17 protein-coding genes and 1 tRNA gene are annotated in these 23228 nt (G+C 58.5%); 7 read left to right on the top strand and 11 right to left on the bottom strand.

The features are described from left to right. Positions 1 to 17 precede the first annotated feature (17 nt). On the top strand, positions 18 to 203 hold the full coding sequence (locus FJE54_RS05810) for a hypothetical protein (RefSeq protein WP_139651761.1): 186 nt from the start codon (positions 18 to 20) through the stop codon (positions 201 to 203). Between the two features lie 84 nt (positions 204 to 287). Here FJE54_RS05810 and FJE54_RS05805 read toward each other — a convergent pair whose 3' ends face one another. The 3 genes from FJE54_RS05805 to FJE54_RS05795 all read right to left on the bottom strand — a co-directional run bounded on the left by FJE54_RS05805 (position 288) and on the right by FJE54_RS05795 (position 6638). Continuing rightward, positions 288 to 2414, bottom strand: a complete 2127-nt coding sequence (locus tag FJE54_RS05805) for an EAL domain-containing protein (protein WP_139651760.1) — start codon at positions 2412 to 2414, stop codon at positions 288 to 290. A 293-nt stretch (positions 2415 to 2707) separates the two neighbouring features. Continuing rightward, positions 2708 to 3073: a VOC family protein gene (locus FJE54_RS05800; protein WP_139651759.1), complete on the bottom strand. Its 366-nt coding sequence runs from the start codon at positions 3071 to 3073 to the stop codon at positions 2708 to 2710. Positions 3074 to 3167: 94 nt separating this feature from the next. Beyond that, positions 3168 to 6638, bottom strand: a complete 3471-nt coding sequence (locus FJE54_RS05795; RefSeq protein ID WP_139651758.1) for an ATP-binding protein — start codon at positions 6636 to 6638, stop codon at positions 3168 to 3170. Positions 6639 to 6941: 303 nt separating this feature from the next. On the opposite strand from FJE54_RS05795, the gene FJE54_RS05790 reads away from it, so the two are divergent. After that, a complete protein-coding gene (locus tag FJE54_RS05790) occupies positions 6942 to 8837 on the top strand; it encodes an MDR family MFS transporter (RefSeq protein WP_139651757.1) in 1896 nt (631 codons plus the stop codon). Positions 8838 to 8921: 84 nt separating this feature from the next. On the opposite strand, the gene FJE54_RS05785 is transcribed toward FJE54_RS05790, so the two are convergent. From FJE54_RS05785 to FJE54_RS05770, 4 genes are all read right to left on the bottom strand, one after another. Continuing rightward, a complete protein-coding gene (locus FJE54_RS05785; protein WP_139651756.1) occupies positions 8922 to 9104 on the bottom strand; it encodes a hypothetical protein in 183 nt (60 codons plus the stop codon). A gap of 128 nt (positions 9105 to 9232) precedes the next feature. Further along, positions 9233 to 9934 (bottom strand): acetate uptake transporter, encoded by a 702-nt coding sequence (locus FJE54_RS05780; RefSeq protein WP_255467247.1) that lies wholly within the window; start codon positions 9932 to 9934, stop codon positions 9233 to 9235. A 291-nt stretch (positions 9935 to 10225) separates the two neighbouring features. Next, positions 10226 to 11146, bottom strand: coding sequence for a tyrosine-protein phosphatase (locus FJE54_RS05775; protein ID WP_180326585.1), 921 nt, complete (start codon positions 11144 to 11146; stop codon positions 10226 to 10228). A 146-nt stretch (positions 11147 to 11292) separates the two neighbouring features. Beyond that, positions 11293 to 12696 carry a Sapep family Mn(2+)-dependent dipeptidase gene (locus FJE54_RS05770; RefSeq protein WP_139651754.1) on the bottom strand — a complete coding sequence of 468 codons (1404 nt, stop codon included), beginning with the start codon at positions 12694 to 12696 and terminating at the stop codon, positions 11293 to 11295. 103 nt (positions 12697 to 12799) lie between these two features. On the opposite strand from FJE54_RS05770, the gene FJE54_RS05765 reads away from it, so the two are divergent. After that, positions 12800 to 12883: transfer RNA gene (locus tag FJE54_RS05765), tRNA-Leu, on the top strand. A 311-nt stretch (positions 12884 to 13194) separates the two neighbouring features. On the opposite strand, the gene FJE54_RS05760 is transcribed toward FJE54_RS05765, so the two are convergent. After that, positions 13195 to 14511, bottom strand: a complete 1317-nt coding sequence (locus FJE54_RS05760) for a serpin family protein (protein WP_139651753.1) — start codon at positions 14509 to 14511, stop codon at positions 13195 to 13197. 284 nt (positions 14512 to 14795) lie between these two features. Then, positions 14796 to 15611: a YaaA family protein gene (locus FJE54_RS05755; protein ID WP_139651752.1), complete on the bottom strand. Its 816-nt coding sequence runs from the start codon at positions 15609 to 15611 to the stop codon at positions 14796 to 14798. Positions 15612 to 16135: 524 nt separating this feature from the next. Between FJE54_RS05755 and FJE54_RS05750 the strand changes: the two genes are divergently transcribed. The 4 genes from FJE54_RS05750 to FJE54_RS05735 are packed head-to-tail and all read left to right on the top strand — an operon-like array spanning position 16136 to position 19642. Further along, on the top strand, positions 16136 to 16639 hold the full coding sequence (locus FJE54_RS05750; RefSeq protein ID WP_139651751.1) for an RNA polymerase sigma factor: 504 nt from the start codon (positions 16136 to 16138) through the stop codon (positions 16637 to 16639). Between the two features lie 5 nt (positions 16640 to 16644). Continuing rightward, positions 16645 to 17448, top strand: coding sequence for a hypothetical protein (locus tag FJE54_RS05745; RefSeq protein ID WP_139651750.1), 804 nt, complete (start codon positions 16645 to 16647; stop codon positions 17446 to 17448). Positions 17449 to 17457: 9 nt separating this feature from the next. Continuing rightward, positions 17458 to 18408, top strand: coding sequence for an ABC transporter ATP-binding protein (locus FJE54_RS05740; protein ID WP_139651749.1), 951 nt, complete (start codon positions 17458 to 17460; stop codon positions 18406 to 18408). Next, positions 18401 to 19642, top strand: coding sequence for an ABC transporter permease (locus FJE54_RS05735; protein ID WP_139651748.1), 1242 nt, complete (start codon positions 18401 to 18403; stop codon positions 19640 to 19642). The genes FJE54_RS05740 and FJE54_RS05735 overlap by 8 nt, the downstream gene beginning before the upstream one ends. Positions 19643 to 19710: 68 nt before the next feature. Here the strand turns inward: FJE54_RS05735 and FJE54_RS05730 are convergent, their stop codons facing one another. Both FJE54_RS05730 and FJE54_RS05725 read right to left on the bottom strand, forming a co-directional pair. Beyond that, positions 19711 to 21168 carry a helix-turn-helix domain-containing protein gene (locus tag FJE54_RS05730; RefSeq protein WP_139651747.1) on the bottom strand — a complete coding sequence of 486 codons (1458 nt, stop codon included), beginning with the start codon at positions 21166 to 21168 and terminating at the stop codon, positions 19711 to 19713. Between the two features lie 184 nt (positions 21169 to 21352). After that, positions 21353 to 23173, bottom strand: a complete 1821-nt coding sequence (locus FJE54_RS05725; RefSeq protein WP_139651746.1) for a flavocytochrome c — start codon at positions 23171 to 23173, stop codon at positions 21353 to 21355. Positions 23174 to 23228: the final 55 nt, after the last annotated feature.

The following is a 23228-nucleotide window of genomic DNA, read 5'->3' as shown; positions in this document are numbered from 1 at the left end:
AAAGAAAGGAGCACCTTATGTTTGGAGATCTGAACGAGGAAGCCACAACCGCCTTACTGTCTTTAGAGTCCGGCGACCTGTCGTACTGCCTCAAGCTTGCAAAGCGCTTCGAGCACCTCGGTATCGAAAGTGAACAGGCCAGCAACGCGCTGTGCACCCTCGTTGCAAGCGACGCGCTCGAAACCATCTACCAAGCGGGATAAGGCTCACAGGGCGAATGCCACGCATTGCAATGAACGTCGGCACAAGATACGCCCGTCTGCTGCACAAGACGCGGATTCGAAACACTACCTCATGAAGCGTCGCTCGAATTCTTCGATGGGCTTAGGCTTTCCTATGCTATAGCCCTGCGCCCGCGTACAGCCCGCCTCGCGAAGCGCGGTCAACTGCTCTTTCGATTCGATGCCTTCGGCAACCGTCTCGATGCCCAAGCCGTTGCACAAATCGACGAGGTTCTGAATCACCTGCATCGTGCGGGCTTCGGTACCGAGGCCCCATACGAGCGACTTGTCGATTTTCAGCACGTCAAACTCAAGTTGGATAAACAGCTGGTAGTTGGCGTTATCGACTCCGAAATCGTCGATGGCGACGCGAAAGCCCGAACTCCTCAGCCCGTCAGCAACGTCGTGCAGCAACGCCTCGCTTTCTTCGCGCGCCGATTCGGTGATCTCGATTTCGATGAACGAAGGATCGAGGCCGTACGATGCCACCGTATCGGAAATCCGCGCAACGAACCCCTCGTCGCCGATCGTGCGCCGCGAGAAGTTCACTGCCAACGGCACGGGGTTTCTTCCCTCGCGCTGCCATCGCGCAATCGTTTCGCACGCTTTCGAAAGCGCGAAGAAATCGACTTCGGCGATCTCGCCCATATCTTCGAGCGCGGGTATGAACGAGGACGGAAGCGCCTGCATGCCCCGTTCTCTATCGCAAAACCGGATGAGAGCTTCTGCACCGAGTATTTCGCCTGTAACAGCCGACGCCTGAGGCATAAGGTGAATGCTCAGCAAACCCGCTTCTGCAGCGCACTTCGCCCCGCCTGGGCGCAACAGCGTGCTCACTGCAGCATCGGAGGCCAGATCGACACCCAGATCGGTTGCCCGATGGCGGCCCCGTTTCGCGCTGCGCATACGGTCGCCCGCAAGATCGAGCAGACCCGCCGTGCTGTCGCACGCGCCATGCCACGCAGACCCGAGGGAAGCATGAATACCCTCGTCGCCGAGGCGCTGCATTGCCCGCACGGACAAATCGGCGAACTCCTCGTATCCGATGGGCGTTGAAACAGCGCAGAACTCGTCATCTCCTACGCGGTACACCCCCTCGCCGAACACACTGTGCAGGCACCGCGCGGTGTCAGACAAAAGCTCGTCGCCCGCTGATCGCCCCAGCTCGCGGTTGACAATCGAAAGCCGATCGACATCGATGAGCGCCATCCCGATGCACTCGAACCTGCCTCGATCGTAATCACGATGGAACGCAGCGCGCGAACGTGCACGGGTGAGGGGATCGTTCCACGTGAGCTCGTCGAGCTGTCGCTGCGTTGCAGCTCGTTTCATGTTCGCCGCTACGAAATACGTCAGACCGACAAGCTGCATTTCGATCGCTTCGAGGCCTCCGACCGCAGGGTTGTCGATCCCGAGATAGCCCGCAAGTCGGCCGTCGATTTCGATCGGAACCGCCACAAGCGAAACGATGTCCTGGGCAACCAACACAGCACGCTCGTCGGCGCGGTCGTCGGGAAGTTCGCGTACGTCTTCGATCACAGCCGCTTCGCCCCCCTTAAACCTCGCAAGCCAATGGTCGATAAGGGAAAGCGGCATATTCTGCAGCTCGCTTTTGTGCGGCTGCACGCCTGCGTTGCACCATTCGTACGTGTTCGACATGCGCTCCCCTTCGATTTCGAACACATACGCCCGATCGGCGCATAGAAACGTTCCGAGCTTGCCGAGCACTTCGTCAAGCGCGAGCGAGAACCCGGTCTCCCTCTCGAGAAGCTTGGCGCTTTCAACGACCATGGCGTTCGCCTCGGCCTGAAAGCGAAACAACTCGCTTTCCCGGGTGCGATCGGTGATGTCGAATGCGATCTCCAGTCGCACGGCACGGCCATCCCAGTCCAGCAGCTTATCGCGCAGCAGATAGTGTCCGCCCGTCGTTTCGTTCGTATGCTCCCACTCGTAGAACGTTTCGAACCCGAGACGATCGTTCGTGCAAAACGAGCAGGGCTCGCTCTTTCCCTGAAGCACTTCGTAACAAGGTTTTCCCACGATGTCGGTGCCGAACAGCTCGACGCCGGCCTGATTGAGGTACACGAGTTCATAGGTTTCGGCATCGCACATGTATACGAGCTCCGATAAGCCCGCAAGAACCGAATCGAAAAAGACCTTGTCGTGCTCGTTCACTCCGCGCGCGATCGTCATCGCTTACCACCTCGGGTACACGAGCCGGCGCACGGGCGCCCAGCTCTGCGCAAACGCATCGGCCGTCAAACGGATGCACCGAGATTCCGATGACGATCCAATTCCAAGCGCACGACATACGCATTCGCTAACCAATCGGATAATAGTATCTTTCAAGATCGGCCCTCGTCAAGGCACCCCAGCTATTTGTTGATCTTCTGCCTGCCTTTACGCCTCGGGGACGCTTCGGCTCGAAAGCATGCCCCTAATGCTGCCTGCACAAGAGAAAACGATGCATCCCGCGGCGCAGCTGCCTACAACGGCACAACTTCGAGCCAGCATCCGTCGGGGTCGGTTATGAAGTAAATGCCCATGGCCTTATTCTCGTGCACGATGCAACCCATGCTCTCATGCAGAGCGCGGGCGGCTGCCATATCGTCTACCGCAAACGCAAGATGCGTATCGTTCGTACCGTTGTCGTACGGCTCCACGCGTCCTTTGTTCCACGTAAGCTCCAAGCGGAAATCAGTCGTATCGTTTCCCAAGTATACGATGGCCCAGCTACCGTCATCGGGATCGATGCGATCCATCTCCGTCAAGCCCAAAGCCTTCTCGTAAAACTCCATCGACGCCTCTATATCGAGCACATGGATGCACTCGTGAACCATCTTTGCTTTCATGTCGCGTCCTTCCTGTGCCGCTGATCGTATACGTTGCGCTTGAGTTACGGCCCTCGTCAAACTATAGCACTTCGACCTGCGCACACGGTTCACCTCATCGCAAGTACTTTCTCATTTTGGCCGACAAATCGTCGATGTCGATCGGCTTGCCCAGATGGTCATCCATTCCAGCCGCGAGGCATCGTTCTATGTCTTCTCTGAATACGTTGGCCGTCATGGCGATGATGGGAACCGCCTTGGCTTCGGGCGTGCCAAGCGCCCTGATCGCTTTAGCGGCCTCGTAGCCGTCCATTTCGGGCATATGGATGTCCATGAGGATCGCATCGTAGCGACCTTGATCGCGCGTGAACAGCTCGAGCGCTACTTTGCCGTTTTCTGCACTATCGATCGCTACCGACGTATCGGAAAGCAGCGTGATGACGATCTCGCGGTTGACGGCGATATCCTCCACAAGCAGCACGCGCTTGCCCGCGAAGGCGCCGTCGCGCAACACGTCGTGGCTCGGAGCATCGTCTGCCATCGCAGCGATTGCACCGGTGGGCTTTGCCGATCCCTTGCCCACGTGCACAACGAACTGGAAATTAGATCCCTCGCCGAGAACCGAGTCGACCCAGATGTGTCCATCCATCATCTCGACGATGTCCTTCGAAATGGCGAGTCCGAGCCCCGTGCCGCCGAAACGTCGCGATATGCTCGCATCGGCCTGCTCGAACGATTCGAACAGCACCGTCTGCTGTTCGGGAGAAATGCCGATGCCCGTATCACGAACGCTGAACCCCAGCGTACACGAATCGCAGTCCTCTTCAACCAGATGCAGGGAAAGGGATATGTGCCCCTCTTCCGGCGTGAACTTCACCGCGTTCGAAAGCAGGTTCGTGATCACCTGCGCTAAACGCTGTTCGTCGGCAACCACGGCTACGGGCACCGCCGAGTCGACCTCAACCGTGAGCTTTTGGCGGCGTTCGTGCACTTTGAAGGTGATCACGCCGAGCGCCCTGCCGATAAGGTGCTCGATCGTGAAATCGGAAGGAGTGAGTGTGAATTTGCCCGAATCGATCTTGGACATGTCGAGGATGTCGTTTATGACACCGAGCAAGTGGTTCGAGGCATCGGCTATCGTGTCGAGGCAATGCCGGGTGCTTGCTTCGTCTTTACTCGATTTCGCTATCTCGGTCATGCCGATGATCGCGTTCATCGGCGTGCGTATCTCGTGCGACATGTTCGCCAAAAAACTCGTTTTCGCCTTCGAGTTCTCCTCGGCTTTATCCTTCGCTTCGCGCAGCTCGTTTTGCGTGCACTCGATTTCGGCCATCTTCGCCTTGATTTCCCGCAGGTCGCGCGTGTAACCGATGACGACGTTCGCGTTCTTGTACCGCACGCGCACAAGCGTGATCTCCGCAGGAACCAGCTCCCCGTTCGGTTTTCGGTGAAGCCACTCGAAGACGCAGCGGCCCTCCGTAAACGCCCTGCGTATCATCCGCTTCGAAGCGTCGATTGACCGCTCGCCGTTGGGCTGGTACTCGGGCGAAAGCTCGTCGAACCGCGCAAGGTACTCCTGCTTGCATGTGAGACCGAACAACGTGACGGCCTCCGCGTTGCAATCGACGGCTTGGGGCTCCTCGTTCCAAAACGTTGCGCATAAAGGCGTTGCATCCATCATGACAAGCGCCCGCTCTTCGGCTTCCTCCAAGCTCTTGCGCAACAGAACCGACGACATGAGGGCGGCGATGGCCTGCATCGTTTCTGCATCGCCTTCGTCTAGGGGAGAAAGGAACGGCGGCTGTTCGACGATACGCCCCGAAACGAGCACATAGGCGAGCTCGCCGCGCTGCACCACAGGCAGCGATACGAAATACGGAAGGGACAGGGCTCTGCGCACCTCGTCGAAGCATGCCGCATCGGATTTTGCATTGACGATCACGGTACGACCGATATCGGTCATAGGAGCCGGCAGCGCAAGCTTTTCTGACGCGACGGCTTTCCGCTCGTCCTCGGGATAGCCCTGCAACACCACAGGTACGAACCGGCCATCTAAAACAGGGGCAAGAACAACCGTGCGCTGCATGTTGAGCGTTGCATTGATGCGCTGCGCCGCCGAGGTGATCACATCCTGCGCATCGTCGCGTTCGAGCAGTAACCCCATCAGATCGGACATGAGCTGAAACCCGCGGCGCTTCCGTTCGAGTTCGTAGCGCGCCACGATCGACTGAGCGTCGAGCGCGAGCGCTTTTGCGGCGCTTTGCTCGCACAAAGCCCTCATCGCATCACCTGATACGTCGCCTTCGGGACCGTGCGTGCGGAAACCGTCACCCTCGAGCATGGGCACGCGGCGCACACTGCGCTTTCGCCCGCCCCCTCGCGCAGAGCTCACGGAGAACAGGCAGAACACGCCCGTCCAATCGAGACCGCGCGGCTCTCCGCCGAGGGGCGCCACCTCGACACCCGCGTACATGCCGAGCAACGGAACGCGGTCGGCCACCACCCGCTGCACCACCAGGGCGTCTTCCCTATCGATACCGCCGTAACCCGCACAGCGGCCAGCGCAGTCGATATACAGCGCGAACACCGGTTCGCGATCGTCTAAACCGCTGAAGAGCGTCTCGATCTTCGGCTCCATATAACCGAGATCGAGCGAGCGGTACATGATCTGGAACTTCGTACCAGGCACCATATCGGGCTCGAACATAACGATGCCGCGCCGCTCGTAATCGACGCCGAAGCACATCCTGCTTGCGTAGTCGTCCTCACCGTAGTCGATCCAACTCGACCCATGGTTGACGCCGAACAACAGAAAGAACGGATACTGGTCGGGAACAAGCTCCGGGCCCAGCAACCCGTCCATGAAGTCGAGCGCCGCAACGCCGTTTATCTCGAGGATCGTCGGACCGTCGGCTTTTGTGACGGTGTAGCATCCCGATGCGGGCCGGCACCCGTGCATGATGGCGGTATCGATGCGAATATCGTCGGAAAACGAGAGGGCGAGCGCATGGCAGCGACCTAGATCGTTCCCTACGAATTGTATGACCGGACTGCATACGTGGTCCCCTTGCATTCCGGCACCCGCGAGGTTCGGCAGGAAGCCGAGTTCCTCCTTCATGCCTTCGAGGAGCCATGTGGCCATGAACAACTTCATGCGAGGGTCGGAATCGTCGATTGCATCATAGAACAGCAGAACCGAATCATCGGGCCTAACGCCCGATTCCTTGAGCTGTGCACCCAAACGCGCTCCGACAGCCCGCTCGCCTTGATCGAGTCCAGGCTCGCACAGTGCATCGCACGTTGCTCCCTCAAGCCAGATGCAGGCGATGCCTACCTGGTCGCCCGCATACCCGAACCGGTCGTTGGTGATGACGCCCACCGCACCTCCCCCGTACAGCGGCACTTTCTCGCCCACGATCGCGGCGACCGCATTCCTCAGCTTCCGAACGTCGTGGGATGCGGTGCAGAAAAGCAGCACCATGTCGCATGCGTCGTCACGGACGGCATTCGACTGCGCGGCTTGCGCCGCCTCAGTTCCCGCTACGGTGCTGTCGGGAGCATCGCTAAAGCCAACACATACCTGCATGGCTCACCTTTCCTTGCATCACGCTGCCCTGTGTAAAGCCGATCGAAGGCTGCTACGGGTATCATGATTGGTAAGAACTTCAGTTATTAATGATAAACGTTATTAATCGCCGTGCAACTGGTTTCGATCCCAAAACGACCATATCTAATTCATACGCTCACGTTAATTGGGGCGTAGTATTGGGCGGTTACACGAAAACGGCAGCGGTATACCAAGGGGATCCAGAACCCAGGCGCGCAAGCGCCTTTTCTATCTGTGGATACAGGCACATCATCACCGCTGCGCAGAAACGAAGGAGCACGTATGGGATTAAGTCGCAAGCAGATCATGATGTTGGCCGTGTTGATGTTCGGCACGTTTGTCACCGTTCTCAACCAGACGGTTGTTACCCCGGCGCTTCCCTCGGTCATGACCGAGATGAACGTCGATGCAGCAACCGCGCAGTGGCTCACAACCGGATTCACGCTCGTCAACGCCATCATGATTCCCATTACGGCTTACCTCACCGATCGGTACTCCACACGCAACCTGTTCGTAGTCGCGATGGGCATCTTCACCGCAGGAAGCCTGCTCGCCGGGTGGGGGCCTTCGTTTCCCATACTCTTGGCGGGCCGTTTGCTGCAAGCAGCTGGTGCAGGCATCCTCATGCCGATGGTCATGACCGTGCTCATGCTGACCTTTCCCATCGACAAGCGCGGCAGCGCGATGGGCATATTCGGCGTTGTCATCGCATTCGCTCCCGCCATCGGGCCAACCGTTGCAGGCCTGATCATCGACAACGCGAGCTGGCACGACATGTTTTTCATCATCGCCGGGCTCTCGGCACTCGTCATCGTCTGCTCGCTGTTCGTGCTCAAGCGCACTCCCGCCCCCGACAAGCAGACCACGCTCGACAAGCCTTCGGTCGTCCTTTCGTCGCTCGGCTTCGGGTGTCTGCTGTATGGGTTCAGCGTAATCGGATCGTACGGAATCAGCATCCAAGCGGCTGTGGCTACGCTCGTTGGCATCGTGTCGCTCGTATTCTTTTTCCGTCGTCAACTCAAGATGGAAAACCCGATGCTGCAGGTTCGGGTGCTTGCCAACCGCAAGTTCCTCATCGGTACGATCATCGGCATGGTCGTGCAGGCGTCGTTGCTGGCCGCAGGCATCCTTCTGCCCATCTACCTGCAATCGCTCATGGGCTACTCGGCCACCGTTTCGGGCCTCGTCATTTTGCCCGGCGCCATCGTCATGGGTGCCATGGGACCCATCGCTGGCCGCCTGTTCGACAAGCACGGTCCGCGCGTGCTGAGCCTTGTCGGCCTTTCGTTGCTCACGATCACCACGTTCGCGATGGCGTTTCTCGGCGACAGCACGGGTGTGGTGTACCTCACAATCCTCTACACCGTGCGCTTGTTCGCGCTCGCGCTTGTGAACATGCCCATCACCACGTGGGCTATGAACGCGCTCGACAATTCGCTCATCAACCACGGCACCTCGGTCAACAACACGTTTCGGCAAGTTGCCGGCTCGCTTGGAACCGCCGTCCTCGTATCGGTCATGACGATCGCAACCAACGCGGGCGCAGGCTCGCTCGACACCGTCCATGCAAGCATCTTCGGCATCAACATGGCATTCGCCGTTGCTGGATTTTTGTGCCTGATCGGGCTCGTACTCACCATCGCGTTCGTGAAGAACAAGCCCGGCGAGGCAGCCTCGACCGATACCGACAACGCACGCCGTACAGTGCTCGAAAGCATCATGAAACGCGACGTATACGTGCTCGACTCCGACGCCACGGTGATCGATGCCATGAAGCTGCTCGTCGACAAGCACATCAGCGCTGCTCCGCTCGTCGATGCCGGAGGCACGGCGGTCGGCTTCGTGTCGGACGGCGACATCATGCGCCACCTCTCCAAACGAAGCCCAATGTACGTCGACCCGGTGGTCATGATCATGCAGATGGGGCGCGACAGCGAGAAGTTCGACGACAAGCTGCGCGATCTCATGGAGATGAAGGCGAAAGACATCGGCGCGAAAGGCATCATCGGGGTGGACATCCATGCGGACCTTCCCGAAGTGTGCCGCGTGCTCGGCGAGAACCACCTGAAGAAGGTGCCTGTACTCGAAGACGGTCAGATCGTCGGCGTGATCAACCGCTCGGACATCACGCAGTACTCGATGAAGTCCTACCTCGAAAACGCTCCCGCAGCAGCCTGATGAGCTGGATGCGCTTCCCGAACCAATGCGAAGAGCGAAGCGCATCGTGGTGTCCATACGCATACTGCACCGACCGAAACGCACTTACTTCTCTGCCCTCTCGGGATGCCCGTGCTCTTTTTGCCACGAGTCCCATTGGCTGTAGCAAATTGCAGCACGTTGCTTTTGATCGGGCCATTTCTCACGATCCTCGTCGGTTATCTCTTCCATACAGCGCGAGATGAACGTCTCCTTCTTCTCGTTTGCCCTCGGTTCAGGTAATGGCATGGGTACACCTCCTATACATAGTTCATTCCAGCGTTTCCAGCATAGGATGAAAATGTGAGGATGGCCTAACGAAGCAGGAGCGCATCAGGTGCGATTCGATAACGCATCGAAAACAATCGTTGATCTTGTTACTTATTTTTTACCCAGAACGCCGTTCCGAGCGGCAGGAACTCTTCGCCGAAATGCTTGTTGAGCACGTTGGCCCCCGCGCCGTAAAAACTCAAGAGCGAGATAGCGAGCTCGCTTACCGCTGCCAGCATATGGGTTGCTTCGCGCGCGATGCCGAAGGAACTGAGTGCAAGCCCGATGAACAGAAAATCGATGGCAAGAAAGATAAGGAAGAGAACCTTCGTCGTCCTGAGCGCGCCGATTGTCATGAACGCGGTGAGTATCAAGTACGCCGTGAACGCAACGCCTGTCTGGCTCGGATCGAATGCAAGCGCCGCCTGCTCGCCGAACATGCCGCTCGAAACCGCCCACGAAAACGCCATGGCGCACCAGAAGAACCCGTATGCGATGAACGCCGTGCCGCCGAACACGTTGTTCTTTTTGAAGTCGAACACGCCGGCTATGAGCTGCATACATCCTCCGAGAAAAATCGCCCAGCTCATAACGCCGGTTACGCCCTCGGTTATCCCGAACTTCTGAGAGCATGCCACAAGCGTGATCACCGCAAGCCCGAACAGGCCCAAGGCGCTCGGATCGGCTAACTGGTCTTTCGATTGCACAGGTTGCTCGGCTACAGCAGCCGGCACAGTAGACCGTTCGCCTGCGACCGCTGATTGCGCAGGTTGTTCGCTCGTTATCGATTGCGCCATTCTCTCACTCATAGCAGTCCCCCATAATTCCTAGCAGAGTTGTCAAAAAAAGTTTCCGCTATGATACGGGGTTATCCGCCAAAATGTACGACAATACCTGATTTGCCACCGAGCGCACCGATTCGTCGGTGTGCGCATTGAGCGTCGGTACCGCTCGCGCTTGCTCGGAGGCTGCATCAAGACCGACCTCTGATGGCCCCCAGGCGGGAAAAGACCGAGGACGTAGCAGCCTATACGCGCCGCAGGCGTGGCAACCTGCACGCGTCGCAGCGAGCAATGGCGCAACCTAAGGGGTATGTTTCGCTATTTCCCGAGGAACTTCGCGCGCAACGCGTCGGCTTTCTCGGGTGTTATCCCGAGCGCCTCTTCGAGGTACGCGTCGAGGTTGCCGTAGCGTTCGTTCACCGCATCGAGGGCGGCACGCAGGAACCGTTCGTCGGCGGAGTTCAGCACGCGGACGCCTTCGTCGAGCTTGCCGGCCATCCCGTAGGCGGAAAGCGAATCGAGGATTTCCTGCGTGCGGGTTTCCATGTACTTGTTCGTAGCGAGGTAATCGGCAAGGATGCTCTCGTAAGGCACGCCGAGCACGTGAAGCAGCAGCACCGTTGCAAGTCCTGCGCGGTCCTTACCGGCAGAGCAGTGCCAAAGCACCGAACCCGTCGCGGGAGATAGTTCGCTATCGTCGTCGATCGGATCGGTGCCGATGGGCGGTTCGTTCTTCAGGAGTTCTTCGAAAAAGCGCCGGTACCCCTGCATGCTCTGCTCGTTGAGCAGCATGCTCGGATAGATGTCGATCATGAGGCCAGCAGGATCGGTATCGATGACCTTGACGGCTTTGAGCAGGCCCTTGATCCCGCCTTCGCGCGTGATTCCAAGGGCTTGGGTGTTGAGGATGGGGATGTCGAGGAACTCGACGCCGTCGAACAGATCTTCCGGATCGGGATTCTTGAGGCGCTCTTCCTCGGTGCGCAGGTCGATGACCTTCGCAAGCCGGTACTCGTCGGTGAGCGCAGCGGCATCGTGTTCGGTGGCTCCCGACAGAGCGCCTGAGCGGATGAGCATTTTCGGCAGAACCGCTCTACCGTCTTCAGTTTTGATACCGCCGAGGTCGCGCGTGTTTGCAAGCCCCTCGAGTTCGATGTGCCCGTCGCCGTCGACGACGGCGCCGTCGGGCAGCGCATCTTCTTCGAGGGCGATTCCCTGCATCGTCGGTATCAAATCCATGGTAATCCCTTTCTCATAGCGCGCCGACCAGCCAAAAAGGCACGGTCGGCGCGCAACCATCTTCGCCATGACTGCCTGCACAGTCCACACGTGTACGGATGCGCGATGCTGTGCAAGCCCTTAGGCTTAGCACTTCGCATATCCGCCTAGAAATCGATCTTCATGAGCCGATCGATCGTGAGAATGTATATTTTGAGCGCCGATTTGAGCATGTCCTCGCTCACGCCCTCGTTCGCGCTGTGCTCGCCCGCAATCCAATCGGGATGCTCGAGCCATGGCATGTTCGGGCCGAAGCTCGCTCCCGAGGTAAACTCGCGTGCATACGTGCCGCCGCCGATCGTGAAGGGCTTTTCGTGCATGCCCGTTGCATCGTTGAACGAATCGAGCAGCGCCTGGATCATCGGCGAATCGGGTTCAACCAGAAACGGCACCATCAAAAGCGTGTTGTCGAACTCTGCACCGATTTTCTTCGCACGCGCGCCGAGCTTTTCAATGAGCTCGTCAGCAGTAATCGACGTGGGATAGCGGATGTCGATCGTCTGAACGATCCGATCGCCGTCTTTTTCCACCGTGCCGCCGATGAGGGTCAAAGGCCCGAAGTGTTCGTCGGAGGTTTTCACTCCCACGCCGCTGCCATCGCTTGCGGAAAGCAGATCGTGTTGCAGCGTGAGAAACGCCCGTTCCTCATCCGAGCACAGGTTGTTTTCGAGCAGGTAGTCAACGATGAGCCCGATCGCATTGATCGTTCCTTCGGGCTTAGAAGCATGGCCGCCGATACCTTTCGCGTCGAGGCGCGCGTTTCCGTTCACATCCGACACGGTAATGCGGTCGGTGTCGGCGAGCGTCGAGGGATCCGCCTTCACGATGGCGTAGGCTTCCGCAGGCACCGCGTTCGTTGCATTGCCGCCGCCGAAATCCACGATCATGGCGTCTCCACCCATCGGCACGCTTTCGAAGCGGCCATCGAATCCGCCCTTTTCGCCGTAGCAGACGGGGAAATCGGCATCGGGCGTGAAGATGAACGCGGGGTCGGCAACATGCTCGCGGTAGTACGCCACGTCGCGCATGCCGCTCTCCTCATTCGCGCCCATGATCATGCGGATCGTGTAGGGAAGCTCGATGTTGTGCTGCGGGAAGAAATGCATGGCGTACATCGCCACGACGCTCGGACCTTTATCGTCGAGCACGCCGCGGCCGATGAGGTAGCCGTCTTTACGCGTGACCTGGAACGGCTCGAAGTTCCAACCGGACCCGGCAGGCACCACGTCGAGATGGCCGATGATGCCGATCTGCGTGTCGCTTTTCCCGGGAAGATCGGCGAACGCAATATGGCCGTCCATGTTGGTTGCATCGTATCCGAGCTTCTCGGCAAGAGCCACTCCGGCTTTGAGCGCCTCGGCGGGGCCTTCGCCATACGGGGCTCCCGGGGCGGCATGGTCGAGGTCTTCGGTGCTCGGTATGCGCACAAGCGTGTCAATATCTTCGACGACCTGCTCCCACACCTCGTCGATGTACGCATCGATCTTCGCGTTCAGCTCTTCATGCTCCATGCCGTCCTCCTGTCGCGTATGCCTGCAAAGGTTTGGGAATTACCCGTGCAGGTCTCGTTTCTTCTTGGCGGTAGCTCGCGCTTCCGCTATACTACTTGCTTGCGCCCGAGTGGCGGAATGGCAGACGCGGCGGTCTCAAAAACCGTTGTCGAAAGACGTGCGAGTTCGACTCTCGCCTCGGGCACCATACCGCATCCGATCGAACCTGCAGCACACGCTTGCGGGTTCGTTTTTCATTACGGCCATCAAAACGCAAGCAGCCCCGCTTTGGGGCTGCTTTCATTATGCGACGCAGCGTGTGCGCCCGACCCATTTGTTGCCGAGATGCAACGAGCGGTTACGGATGCCCCACCTACCCGCAGAAAACCGATACGGGAACCGACGTTACGAATCGCTCGCCATCGGGTTTCCTGCGACAATACGATGCTTGTGCCGTACGCGCCCTCTCACCGCAGGATTCTCACCAGCAGCACGACACCTTCTGCCGCACGCGCCCGTTTACACCGCGGGATTCTCGCACACGCCGATGAAGAGCGGTACACCCTGCGATGAGGTGATCTCGAACAGGAACGGTCGGTCGAGTGTGAACTCGATTTCCTTCAAGCTGTCGGGTGCCGCCGACATCTCGGATATACCTATGTCGGTATACGCGCTCGCCTCTGCCCCGTTTTCATCCCACATGATGTAGCTCTCCTGCTTGATGTAGGAAATGAAAGCCGGCACCTCGGTCAGGTTCGAGAAGTCAGCCGTGTCTGAGAACGGGGTTTTCATGCCGAGCGACTCGAGGGGCGGAATCAGGTCGAACGAGGTATCGAACGTTGCCTTGGGAACGGTGTAGGTGATGTAGCCGATATCCTCGGCATCCTTCGTGAACGCCTCTTCGAGAAGCGCTTCGTTGGAAAGGATGTCGGCCGGATCCGTTTCCTCGGCAGGAAGCACGAACGTCATGCGCGCTCCGCCGACGAAATCAAGGCTCGCACGCGTGTAGCGATCGGTTTGCACGTACTCGCGCGGCTTGTCGAGCCGTTGCGTCATGAACTCGGCCCCCGTGTCACCCCCAGCTGCATGGAAAACGTCTTCCTTAGTCGATGAAGCATCGAACTGGTCGGACCACGAACCCTTGAAATACACCGTGTTGATGATCGACATGAGCTGGTCTTCGCGCGTTTGAACCTGAGGCTCGATCGTATCGTTGGTGTTGGCCGCAATCCAATCGGCAATAGCCTGATCGGCTTCGGGGGTGCCGAACTGCACCGAAAACGGCGTTGCATAGAATTGCTGCGTGGCCGTATCAATGAAGTCCTGCTTGAATTCATCGCCCTCGCGCATCCAGATGGAGTTCGCCAAATCGATCTTCGAGAACGGATCGCCGTACAGGACGCGATAGAGATTGCCCGCCTCGCGTGGTACCGCTGCAGGATCGGGCGCTCCGAGCACGGCGTTCATCTCGTCGGCCGTTTGTCCGGCTGCGCCCTGCGTGGCAAGCGCGAGAGCATAGTAGAGGCTGATGGGCGAATACGTGCTATTCTCATCCGCATCGGCGAGTACCGCCGCAGCGGTTTTGTACGAGAACCCGGAAAGCGATTCGATGAAGGCGGGATCGAGCGGGTTCTCGTCGAGCGTTTTCATCCAGGCGTCGGGATCGTCTTCTGAGGATTCTGCGGGAAAAGCAGGCAGCGCCACCGCGTACGCATCAGCCGAGCCGGCGGGTTGCGCGCCTCCTTGAGACGGTGCTTCCGCATTCGAGCACGCGGCGAGCAGCACGGCGCTCGCCACGCATGCAATCGCGCCGAGCGCGATTAGGCGTCGTTTCATAGGTTGTCTCCCTTCTGACAAAAAACACCCTACCACAGATACGACCCGCCACCGCATATTGTCGGAACCGAATTTGGCGGTCAGGGTGCTAACACTTCGTGCGCACAACGATGCGAGCGCAAGGGACGCACCGACGCTTCGGGGATGCGAGGCGCGTGCGCAGGTCCGCCAGATGCGTCGCCACGGGCGCAGCCCCATGCGCCTCTTGCGCCTGCATCTTTCAGGACAAATCGTCGAAATGCCGCCGAAAAGAACCAGGGACCCTCGCTGTAGCTCCTACCGGTTCAAACGCGCGGCTCCTCGAACACGTAGGTGTGCTCTTCGGACAGATCTTCCCGATAGCGATAATTCGCCACATCGAACGCCCGCACATCGCCTGCGCGCTCGATACGCCGCTCGGCACACCATCGCACCATCGAGCCCCGCGCCGCCTTGGCCGCAGTCGCCCGCTGCTTGAGCCTTCCCTGTTCGATGCGACCGAATAGGCACGTTACAACGTGCAACCCACCTCCGAGCCCACAGGACGGTTGACGCGCCTGCGTTTTCCCCTGTCCTCTTTCCCGAGCATTCAGGTGCGGAAGCACTGCTTTGGCGTACTCGACTGATGCGAGGTTGAGGATTTCGCCTTCATCTTCCGCCACCGCATTCGCCAGATCATCACCCCAGTATGCGTACAGATCGCGTGCACCGCCGACTGAAAGGTTCGCCTGCATTTCAAGGCGGTACGGCACCACGCCGTCGAACGGGCGCAGCATGCCGTAAAACCCAGAAAGGATGCGCAGGTGCTCTTGCAGGTATTCGAGCTGGCTCTGCTCCATAACCGCGGGCGCCATATGCTGGTACTGGATGCCTTCATACGAGAACACCGCAGGACTCAGGCCACCCTCGAGCCCCCGCACATCCATAGTACGAAAGCGCTCGAAGTTGAGCTCGGTGAGCGCATCGCTCGTGCGCCACAGCTCCTTCGCCTCGTCGTAGGTAAGCGTTTTGACCGCCCGCATGAGCTCTTCGGCCCGATCGACGAAACGCGGAAGGTCGCGCCATGCGAACACGTCATCGGCGTTGTTCATCTTTTTCGCCGGCGATACGAGTATCTTCACAGGAAACACCTCCGAACCGAGTCTGTTTGCGATCCGTTCATTTCGATGCCGTTTTCGTTTGCCTCGGTCACAATCTTCCTTTCAGCACGGTTGGGCATTCGGACAGACGAACTGAGGGATGGCGGCAACCGATACCGCAGCCCCATACGAGCGCAACCGCTTTTATGAGTGTAGGTAAATATCATTTGTTTGCATAGGTGCAACAAGCGCTTTTAAGCGATTAACCAAACGGGGCTCGAATACGGTCATGAAGTCTCGGGAGCTCTGTCGCAGCACGTCGTACCGCAATGCTTTAGTATGGTTGCACCAACCACGCCGTCTTGAGCGAACGTGTGCGCGAAACCGCGATCGGCCTTCGCCGCAACGGATACGTACCCCCGTGCCGTCATTCGGCTGCGCATGCCCGTGCTACCGTAACGGTTTCGCCAAATGCAACCGACTTGTGATGCGGTTTCAAAAAAATCGAGAATCGGGCGCACATGCGCCCCCCTTGCTTCGTTAGAGATATCAGGAGGTGAAAAAGCTTGGATCAATCGGATTGCGGAAACACAGGGAGTGCAGAAGCAGCGCGCTTCGCTGAGCTGCATTACGACGACGTGTTTCGCTACTGCTATCGACACATCGGCTCGCGGGAAGATGCACAGGACTTGACTCAGGAAACGTTCCTGCGTTTCGTCCGCAGCGGATCGCGTTATACCGAACGCGGCAAGCCCCTCGCGTATCTGTACACGATCGCCCGCAACCTGTGTGCGGATCGCCACCGCATGCAAAAGCCGGGCACGGTCGAACTCGACGAACGCATCGCCGATCCGCACGTCGAATCCGAGGGCTTCGAGCTTGCCGAGATGATCTCACGGCTTCCGGAAACCGATAAGGAGATCATCGCCCTGAAGTACGACCAAGGCCTTTCGATCATCGAGATAGCCGCCCTTCTCGGGCTTTCCCGCTTCGCCGTATCTCGAAAACTCGCAAAGGCGCTTGCAGCACTTAAACGCTGGATCGAAGATGCCGAACAGAATCGAGAATGATGCAAATGGATACCCGTAAGCTTGAACGAAAGCTCGAATCGCATTTCGAAGCGACGCGCATCGAGCCCGACCCCCACAAGAAAGCCGCAACGGTGGCTGCAATTCGCCGTGCGGCGACACCAGAGAGCACCGCACGCACGCGAAATGCGCATGCCGACGGCGTGACCTTTGCGCGTTTCGTCCAAGGACAAGTGCGCTTCATCGGTGCGCGCACATGGATCGCCCAAGCGGCACTGTTGGCTTTCATGTTTCTCGCTTGCACCTGGACCAACGGCGGACTCGAGAGCTCGCCGATCGTCGCCGCCTTCGGTGCTTTGACGGTGGTCGTCGGATTACCCGAACTATTCAAGAGCAGCGATGAGAACGTTGCCGAACTGGAGTACGCCTGTCGGTTCGATTGTCGGCACGTCACGTTATCGCGCCTTATCATCCTCGGACTTTCGGACATCGTCATGCTTACCTGCGCGATGATCGCCGTCCCCGCTTTGTCGGGAATGCAGCCCGTCGAGGTACTCCTGTTCGCCTGCATACCGTATTTCGGCACCTGCGCGCTCGGCTTTTGGATAGCGAACCACGTCAAGCGCGGCACGAGCACGCAGCTTTCCCTCGTGCTGGGCTTAGCTATCGCGCTTTCCGCATCTGCCGCATGGCAATCGCTGCCGAAAGTCTATCTCATGGCGTCGACGGGAGTCTGGGCGGCGCTGTTCGGCATTGTCGCCGTAGTAGCATTTCTGCAAGCGAAAGAGTACCTCACGCGCGTCGGGGCAGGACTCGATCACCTCAAGCCACTATCCGTTCGTTCTTCATAGGAGACCCTCATGGAACTCAAACTCGACCGGCTTACCAAGCAGTTCGGCAGCGCCATCGCGGTCGATCGCGTAAGCGTGACCTTCTCACCGGGCGTGTACGGCCTGCTCGGAGCCAACGGAGCCGGGAAAACCACGCTCATGCGCATGATCTGCGATGTGCTCAGCCCGACATCCGGACAAGTGCTTTACGACGGACAGGATATCTCGAAGCTCGGCGAAGTCTATCGGAACAAGCTCGGCTACCTTCCGCAGGATTTCGGATATTATCCCGATTTTTCCGCTCTCGACTTCATGCTCTACCTCGCAGCGCTCAAAGGATTCGATCGCGCGCACGCAAAGCGCCGCTCGCTCGAACTGCTCGAACTCGTCGGATTGGAATCCGTGGCGAAAGCAAAGATCAAAACGTTTTCGGGAGGCATGAAACAGCGGCTCGGCATCGCGCAGGCCGTCATCAACGAGCCGGAGGTTCTTGTGCTCGACGAGCCGACCGCCGGCCTCGATCCGAAAGAACGCGTGCGCTTCCGAAACCTCATTTCGGGCTTCTCTCAAGACAAGATCGTCATCCTCTCGACGCACATCGTCTCGGATGTCGAATACATAGCCGACGACATATTCCTCATGAAAAGCGGGGCCATCATGCACTCCGGATCCCCCGAAGAGGTCGTACGGCAAATCGAGGGCAAGGTGTGGGAATGTCGAACCGATCCGCGCGGAGCGGATTCGATGGCAACCAAGTACACCATCGGGAACATCCATTACGACTCCGACGGCCTTGCCGTGCTGCGCATCGTTTCGGATCTGCCGCCGACAAACGACGCCCGACCGCTTCTGCCCACCCTCGAAGATTTGTACTTGTACCTGTTCAGCGACCAGATAGACTACGGTTCCCCGCTGCCAAAGCGGAAGAGCGCCCTACAGGGTGATCCTCAGCCGGAAGCGAAAGGAGGACGCGATGCGTGATCTCATCGGTTTCGAGCTGAAGAAGATACTCGCACGCAAAGTCACCCTCGTATCGGTGCTCGTGCTGCTCGCGTACATGGTTCTTATTTTCTCCCTCAACGTCATCCAGCAATCGGCTGTCGACAACGAGGGCAATCCCGTTACGGGGCTTGCGGCGATCGCCCAGACGAAGGACATCGAGCAGCTCCACGCAGGGCCGGTGACCGACGAAGATGCAACAGCGATGATCCGCGGTTACCAGAGCTTCTTTGAGAACGGGAAGCTCAAAGAGGAGATCGAGCAGTCGGACGAGCTTATGAGCGAGTACCTCGAATACGAAAACACCCATGGCCCGTGCCTGTACCTCGTGCTGTCGCCGTGGATGGTCGGGTTCGAGCTACCGAGCGCCGTCGCCCCGCGCATCGACACTTCGGATACCGTCGACCTGTATGGGATGAAGGCCGCCAAACTGAGTGCGGTGTTAGACGAAGGAATGAACGGTACATGGACGTATAGCGAGGCCGAGCGCGCCTATTGGATCGAAAAAGCCTCGGCCGTATCCGCACCGCTCGAATACGGTTACGCAAAAGGATGGGAGCAGATTCTCGCGTGCACCGGCTTTCTGTTCTTCTGCATTATCGCCGTCGGCATCGGAGTCACCCCGGTATTCGCAGCGGAATATCGCGATAAGACCGATTCGGTGATCCTCGCAACACGCTATGGCAAGAGCAAGCTCGTCGGTGCCAAGATTATCGCCGCATTCGCCTTCGCAACTGGGGTGTTCGCGCTCAGCGCCGTTATCGCACTGGGCATACCGCTTCTGTGCTATGGCACCGACGGAGCGGACCTGCCGATTCAGCTGACCTCGCTTACCGTACCATACGACGTGACGATGGCTCAGGCCGTAGGCGTATGCTTCGGCATAACGTACTGCATCGTGCTGGGCATCACGGCATTCACACTGCTCCTTTCGGCGAAGCTCAAATCCGTGCTGTCCATCTTCGCAATCATCGCAGCGCTCGTCATCATACCGAGCTTCATCCCGAGAACACCGTCGGGAATCGTGAACCATATCCTCTACTTTATGCCCATGAACAGCATCGACTTTACCACATTGTTCTTGCAGCTCGCATCGTATCCCCTCGGGCCGGCGGTTCTCGATCTGCAGTCTGCAACGATTCTCCTGTACCTGCTCGTCGTGCTTGTTTGCGTTCCCTTGGCCGCCCGAACCTTCAAACGGCATCAGGTTTCGTAAGGCCGAACGCCCGCGCCGTCCATTGGTGGCGCGGGCGTTCGCGGCGCAATACCTGCACCCACAACGCATCACTTCTCGAATGAATCGAGCAACTCAAGCAGCTCTTCGCGATTGCCGGTTCCCGTTTTGGCGTAGATGTGGTTGAGGTGGGTTTTCACCGTACTCTTCGATATGAAGAGTTTCTTTTCGATATACGCCCCGGAATGCCCCGTCGCCCATATGGAAAGGACTTCTTCTTCGCGGGGGGAGAGACCGAAGCTCCGGGACACCTCGGCAACTCTGAAGCCGAGATCGCTCCCGCCGCCCGTGCGAGCGCCCGCAAACCCTTTGCCCGAAAATGGCGAACCCATGATCACGAGCAGCGCCGCCATGAGAGAAACGAGGATAGCGATTGTAAGCGCCTCCTGCGTCGGAAGCGCATCGGCGGCGACTTGCCCGAGGCAGCTTCCCAACCATTGCGCGAAGCGCATGAGGGCAAGACACAAAAGCGCGGAAACGCCATCCTTTATAATGGTGTCAATCATAAGAAACCATACGAGGTATTTCACCAGCTCTGCACCCACAAGCGCAACGCAGAACGTCGTGCTTCCCCCAAGTGGGTCGATGCCCGAAGGCAAGAGCGACGCGAGCGCCATAAGGGGAAACGCAATGTAAAACGCAATCAGGGCGTTCTTGCGGTAGAAGAAAAACGCGAGCGCGATGGCAACGAGGCAGCCGAGGGCCGGAACCCCCGCCACAGCGACATGGCCCGCGTCGGATGCCGCGAGGCCACCCATGACGCCGCCGATTCTCGTTGCACCGTAACTGAAGTACGCAAGCGCAATCGCCACGACGAGCTTCCAAGGAATTCCTGGAAGCAAACTCTTCAACCCGGCTGCACGTCCCGCTTTGAGCGATATATCGTTTCGTTCGGAATCAACAGACATCCCAACGGCTCTACAGCCCTGCGTGCCACGGGAGTCAGCTTCGCCCGAAGGCAACTCCGACGGTTCGTTTCTGCGCTTGTTCGCAACGAGCAAACATGCGAATGCTCCGAACGGAAGCGCTGCCGAAACGCCGAGGGCGGGCAGAACCGGCATCAACGATACGATTGCGAACAGAATGAACCCGAACAGATACGCAAGTCCCGCGCAGAGCGCCGTACGCGATACGCCCTGCATGGTCAACCGCTCTTCCCACCCAAGGCGCAGCGTGCTGCCGATGCCACTCAAAGCGAAACCAGCAATCATGTACTCGAACGGAGCGCTCTGGTAGCCGACCAGCGCAGTTGCCACCACAGCAACGCTCGAGAGCACGGCGAAAACACCGAGCAGCGCCTTTCGTTTTTGCAGCGGTGCCGTTTTTCCAACGGAGAGAACGAGCAGCAAAGCGGTGAGCGCCGTCATCGCACCCTGCCACACGAACAGGTTTCCGACAAAAGCGCCTTGGTGTGCGCCTCCGAACAGAAGCGATCCGTTCCAAAACACGAAACTCCATGCGATATAGCAGGCGAGTCCCGCACTATCGAGCAGCACGCTTTTGCTCATGATCAGGCGCGTATTCGGAGGACTTACCGTCGACGAACCATCCCGCCTTTTTTCGGCCGGATTCAAGGAATCTTCCACTGATGGAACGGAGCTCTGCATGAGCAAATCATAGACGATGAGGCCTCGCTGTCAAGCAGCAGGGCCCGCCGAAACCGACAGGGCCCTGCTGCGCCTCACCGCCTCGTTACACGAGCGATGCCGCATTCGCACCAGCGATACGACCGAACACGAAGATGTCGGTGATGGAGCACGATCCGAGGCGGTTCGTCCCCATCTTGTGTCCTGCCTGCTCGCCTGCGGCGTACAAGCCGACGATGGGATTGCCTTCGGTATCGAGCACCTGCGCATCGGCGTTGATTCGCAAACCACCCATCGTGTAATGGACCGAAGGCTTGTAAGCCATGATGTAATAAGGTCCGCCCTCGATCGGATTCAATGCAGCCCGGTAGTTGAAATCAGGATCCGAACCGTCGGCGCAGTATTGGTTCCATTTCTCGACGGTTTTCTCGAGTTCGGCCGCGTTGATGCCGAAGGGTTCGCACGCCTCAGCAATGGTCTCGCCTTTGGTAAGAAGGTTGCGCACCGTCAAGCTGTCCATCTCGGAGGCGTTCACCGTAGCGATGTCGGTTGCATCGAGCCCTTCCTGATTGAAGATCATGTACCCGATGCCATCGGTTTGTTCTTTGATGGCATTTGAAATGACATCGCGTCGCTCCATCTCTTCGACAAAGCGGTCGCCCTCCTTGTTGATGCAGATGGCGCGGTTTTCCAGACGCATGTTACCCACGTACAGCAGAGCTCCGGTTTGCGTGTCGCAGGTAGGATAGGTTTGGATGTATTGCATGTCGATGAGCTCCGCGCCGATCTTCTCGGCCATCACGTGGCAATCGCCCGTTGCGCCCACCGAGTCGGTGGAGAGAATCTTCTCGTCCATCTCAGGGTTGTACTTCATGCGCATTTCGACGTTGGAGCCGAAACCGCCTGCCGCGAGCACGATCGCCTTGCACGAGAAATCATAGGCATCGCCCGTGGCGAGATTGGTCGCCTTGAGACCTGTAACAGCGCCGGTCGAATCCCGCACAAGCTCCTCTGCTTTCGTATTGCGGCATATCACGAGGTTCTTGAGACCCTCGGCACGCCGTTCGAGCTTGCAGATGATGCCGCTGCCTTCGTTGCCTTCGGGGATAAGGGCACGCGATACCGAGTGGCCGCCGAAGAAGCGCTGGTAAGGCTGCCATGAAACGCCGCCTTCGAAGACGAGCCATTCCATCGCGTTGTACGCGCCGTTGCAGATGACGTTCACAAGCTCGGGATCGCCCACATTGTCTCCGCCAACGATCATGTCTTCGGCCATCTTCTCAACGCTGTCTTCTATTCCCTCTTTAGCCTGGAACCAGTTGCCTGGAACCGCCATAGCGCCACCCGAGAGAATCGTGTCGCCTCCCGTAATCCCAAGCTTTTCAAGGAGCACAACCTTCTTGCCCGATAAGGCAGCCGTAAGCGCCGCCGCATAGCCCGCTCCACCAGCACCGACAACTACGATGTCGACATCGGTTTCAAGGTTTTCGGGAGCGAGCGGCACCGCATGGTCGCGCTTCTTCCACTCACTCGACTTCATACCCGAAGCGTCGATCGCATCGGAAACCGCCGTGAGAAACGCCATGCTCGTTACCGTCGCCCCGGTTACCGTATCCACGTTGAGCGTTTGGCTGTTTACGATGAGATCGGAGAGAACGTCCATCGCCTCGGTGCCGACGCCGTACGATTCACGCTCTTCGATAACGTCGATGCGCGAGATGGCGTCGCCTTCAGTGATGACTTCGACCGTCAGGTTGCCACCCTTGCCGTTTGCGGAGCCCCTCCACGCTCGCATTCCTTCGCCTTCGACGGCGTTCGCGGCTTGCTTCGATTCCCCGCTCGGCGCGCACCCGGCAAGCGCAAGCGTTCCGCCTAGCGCAGCAATCGCTCCTGCGGTGATGAAATTCCTTCGCGATAGGTTAGACATAAGTGCCCTCCTTGGTAGATGATCTTCCGAATTTCCCTTGTGTTCGGATGGCTGT

The sequence above is a fragment of the Raoultibacter phocaeensis genome, from assembly GCF_901411515.1.
GTDB lineage: Bacteria > Actinomycetota > Coriobacteriia > Coriobacteriales > Eggerthellaceae > Raoultibacter > Raoultibacter phocaeensis.
This window is presented reverse-complemented; position numbering and strand designations above follow the sequence as displayed.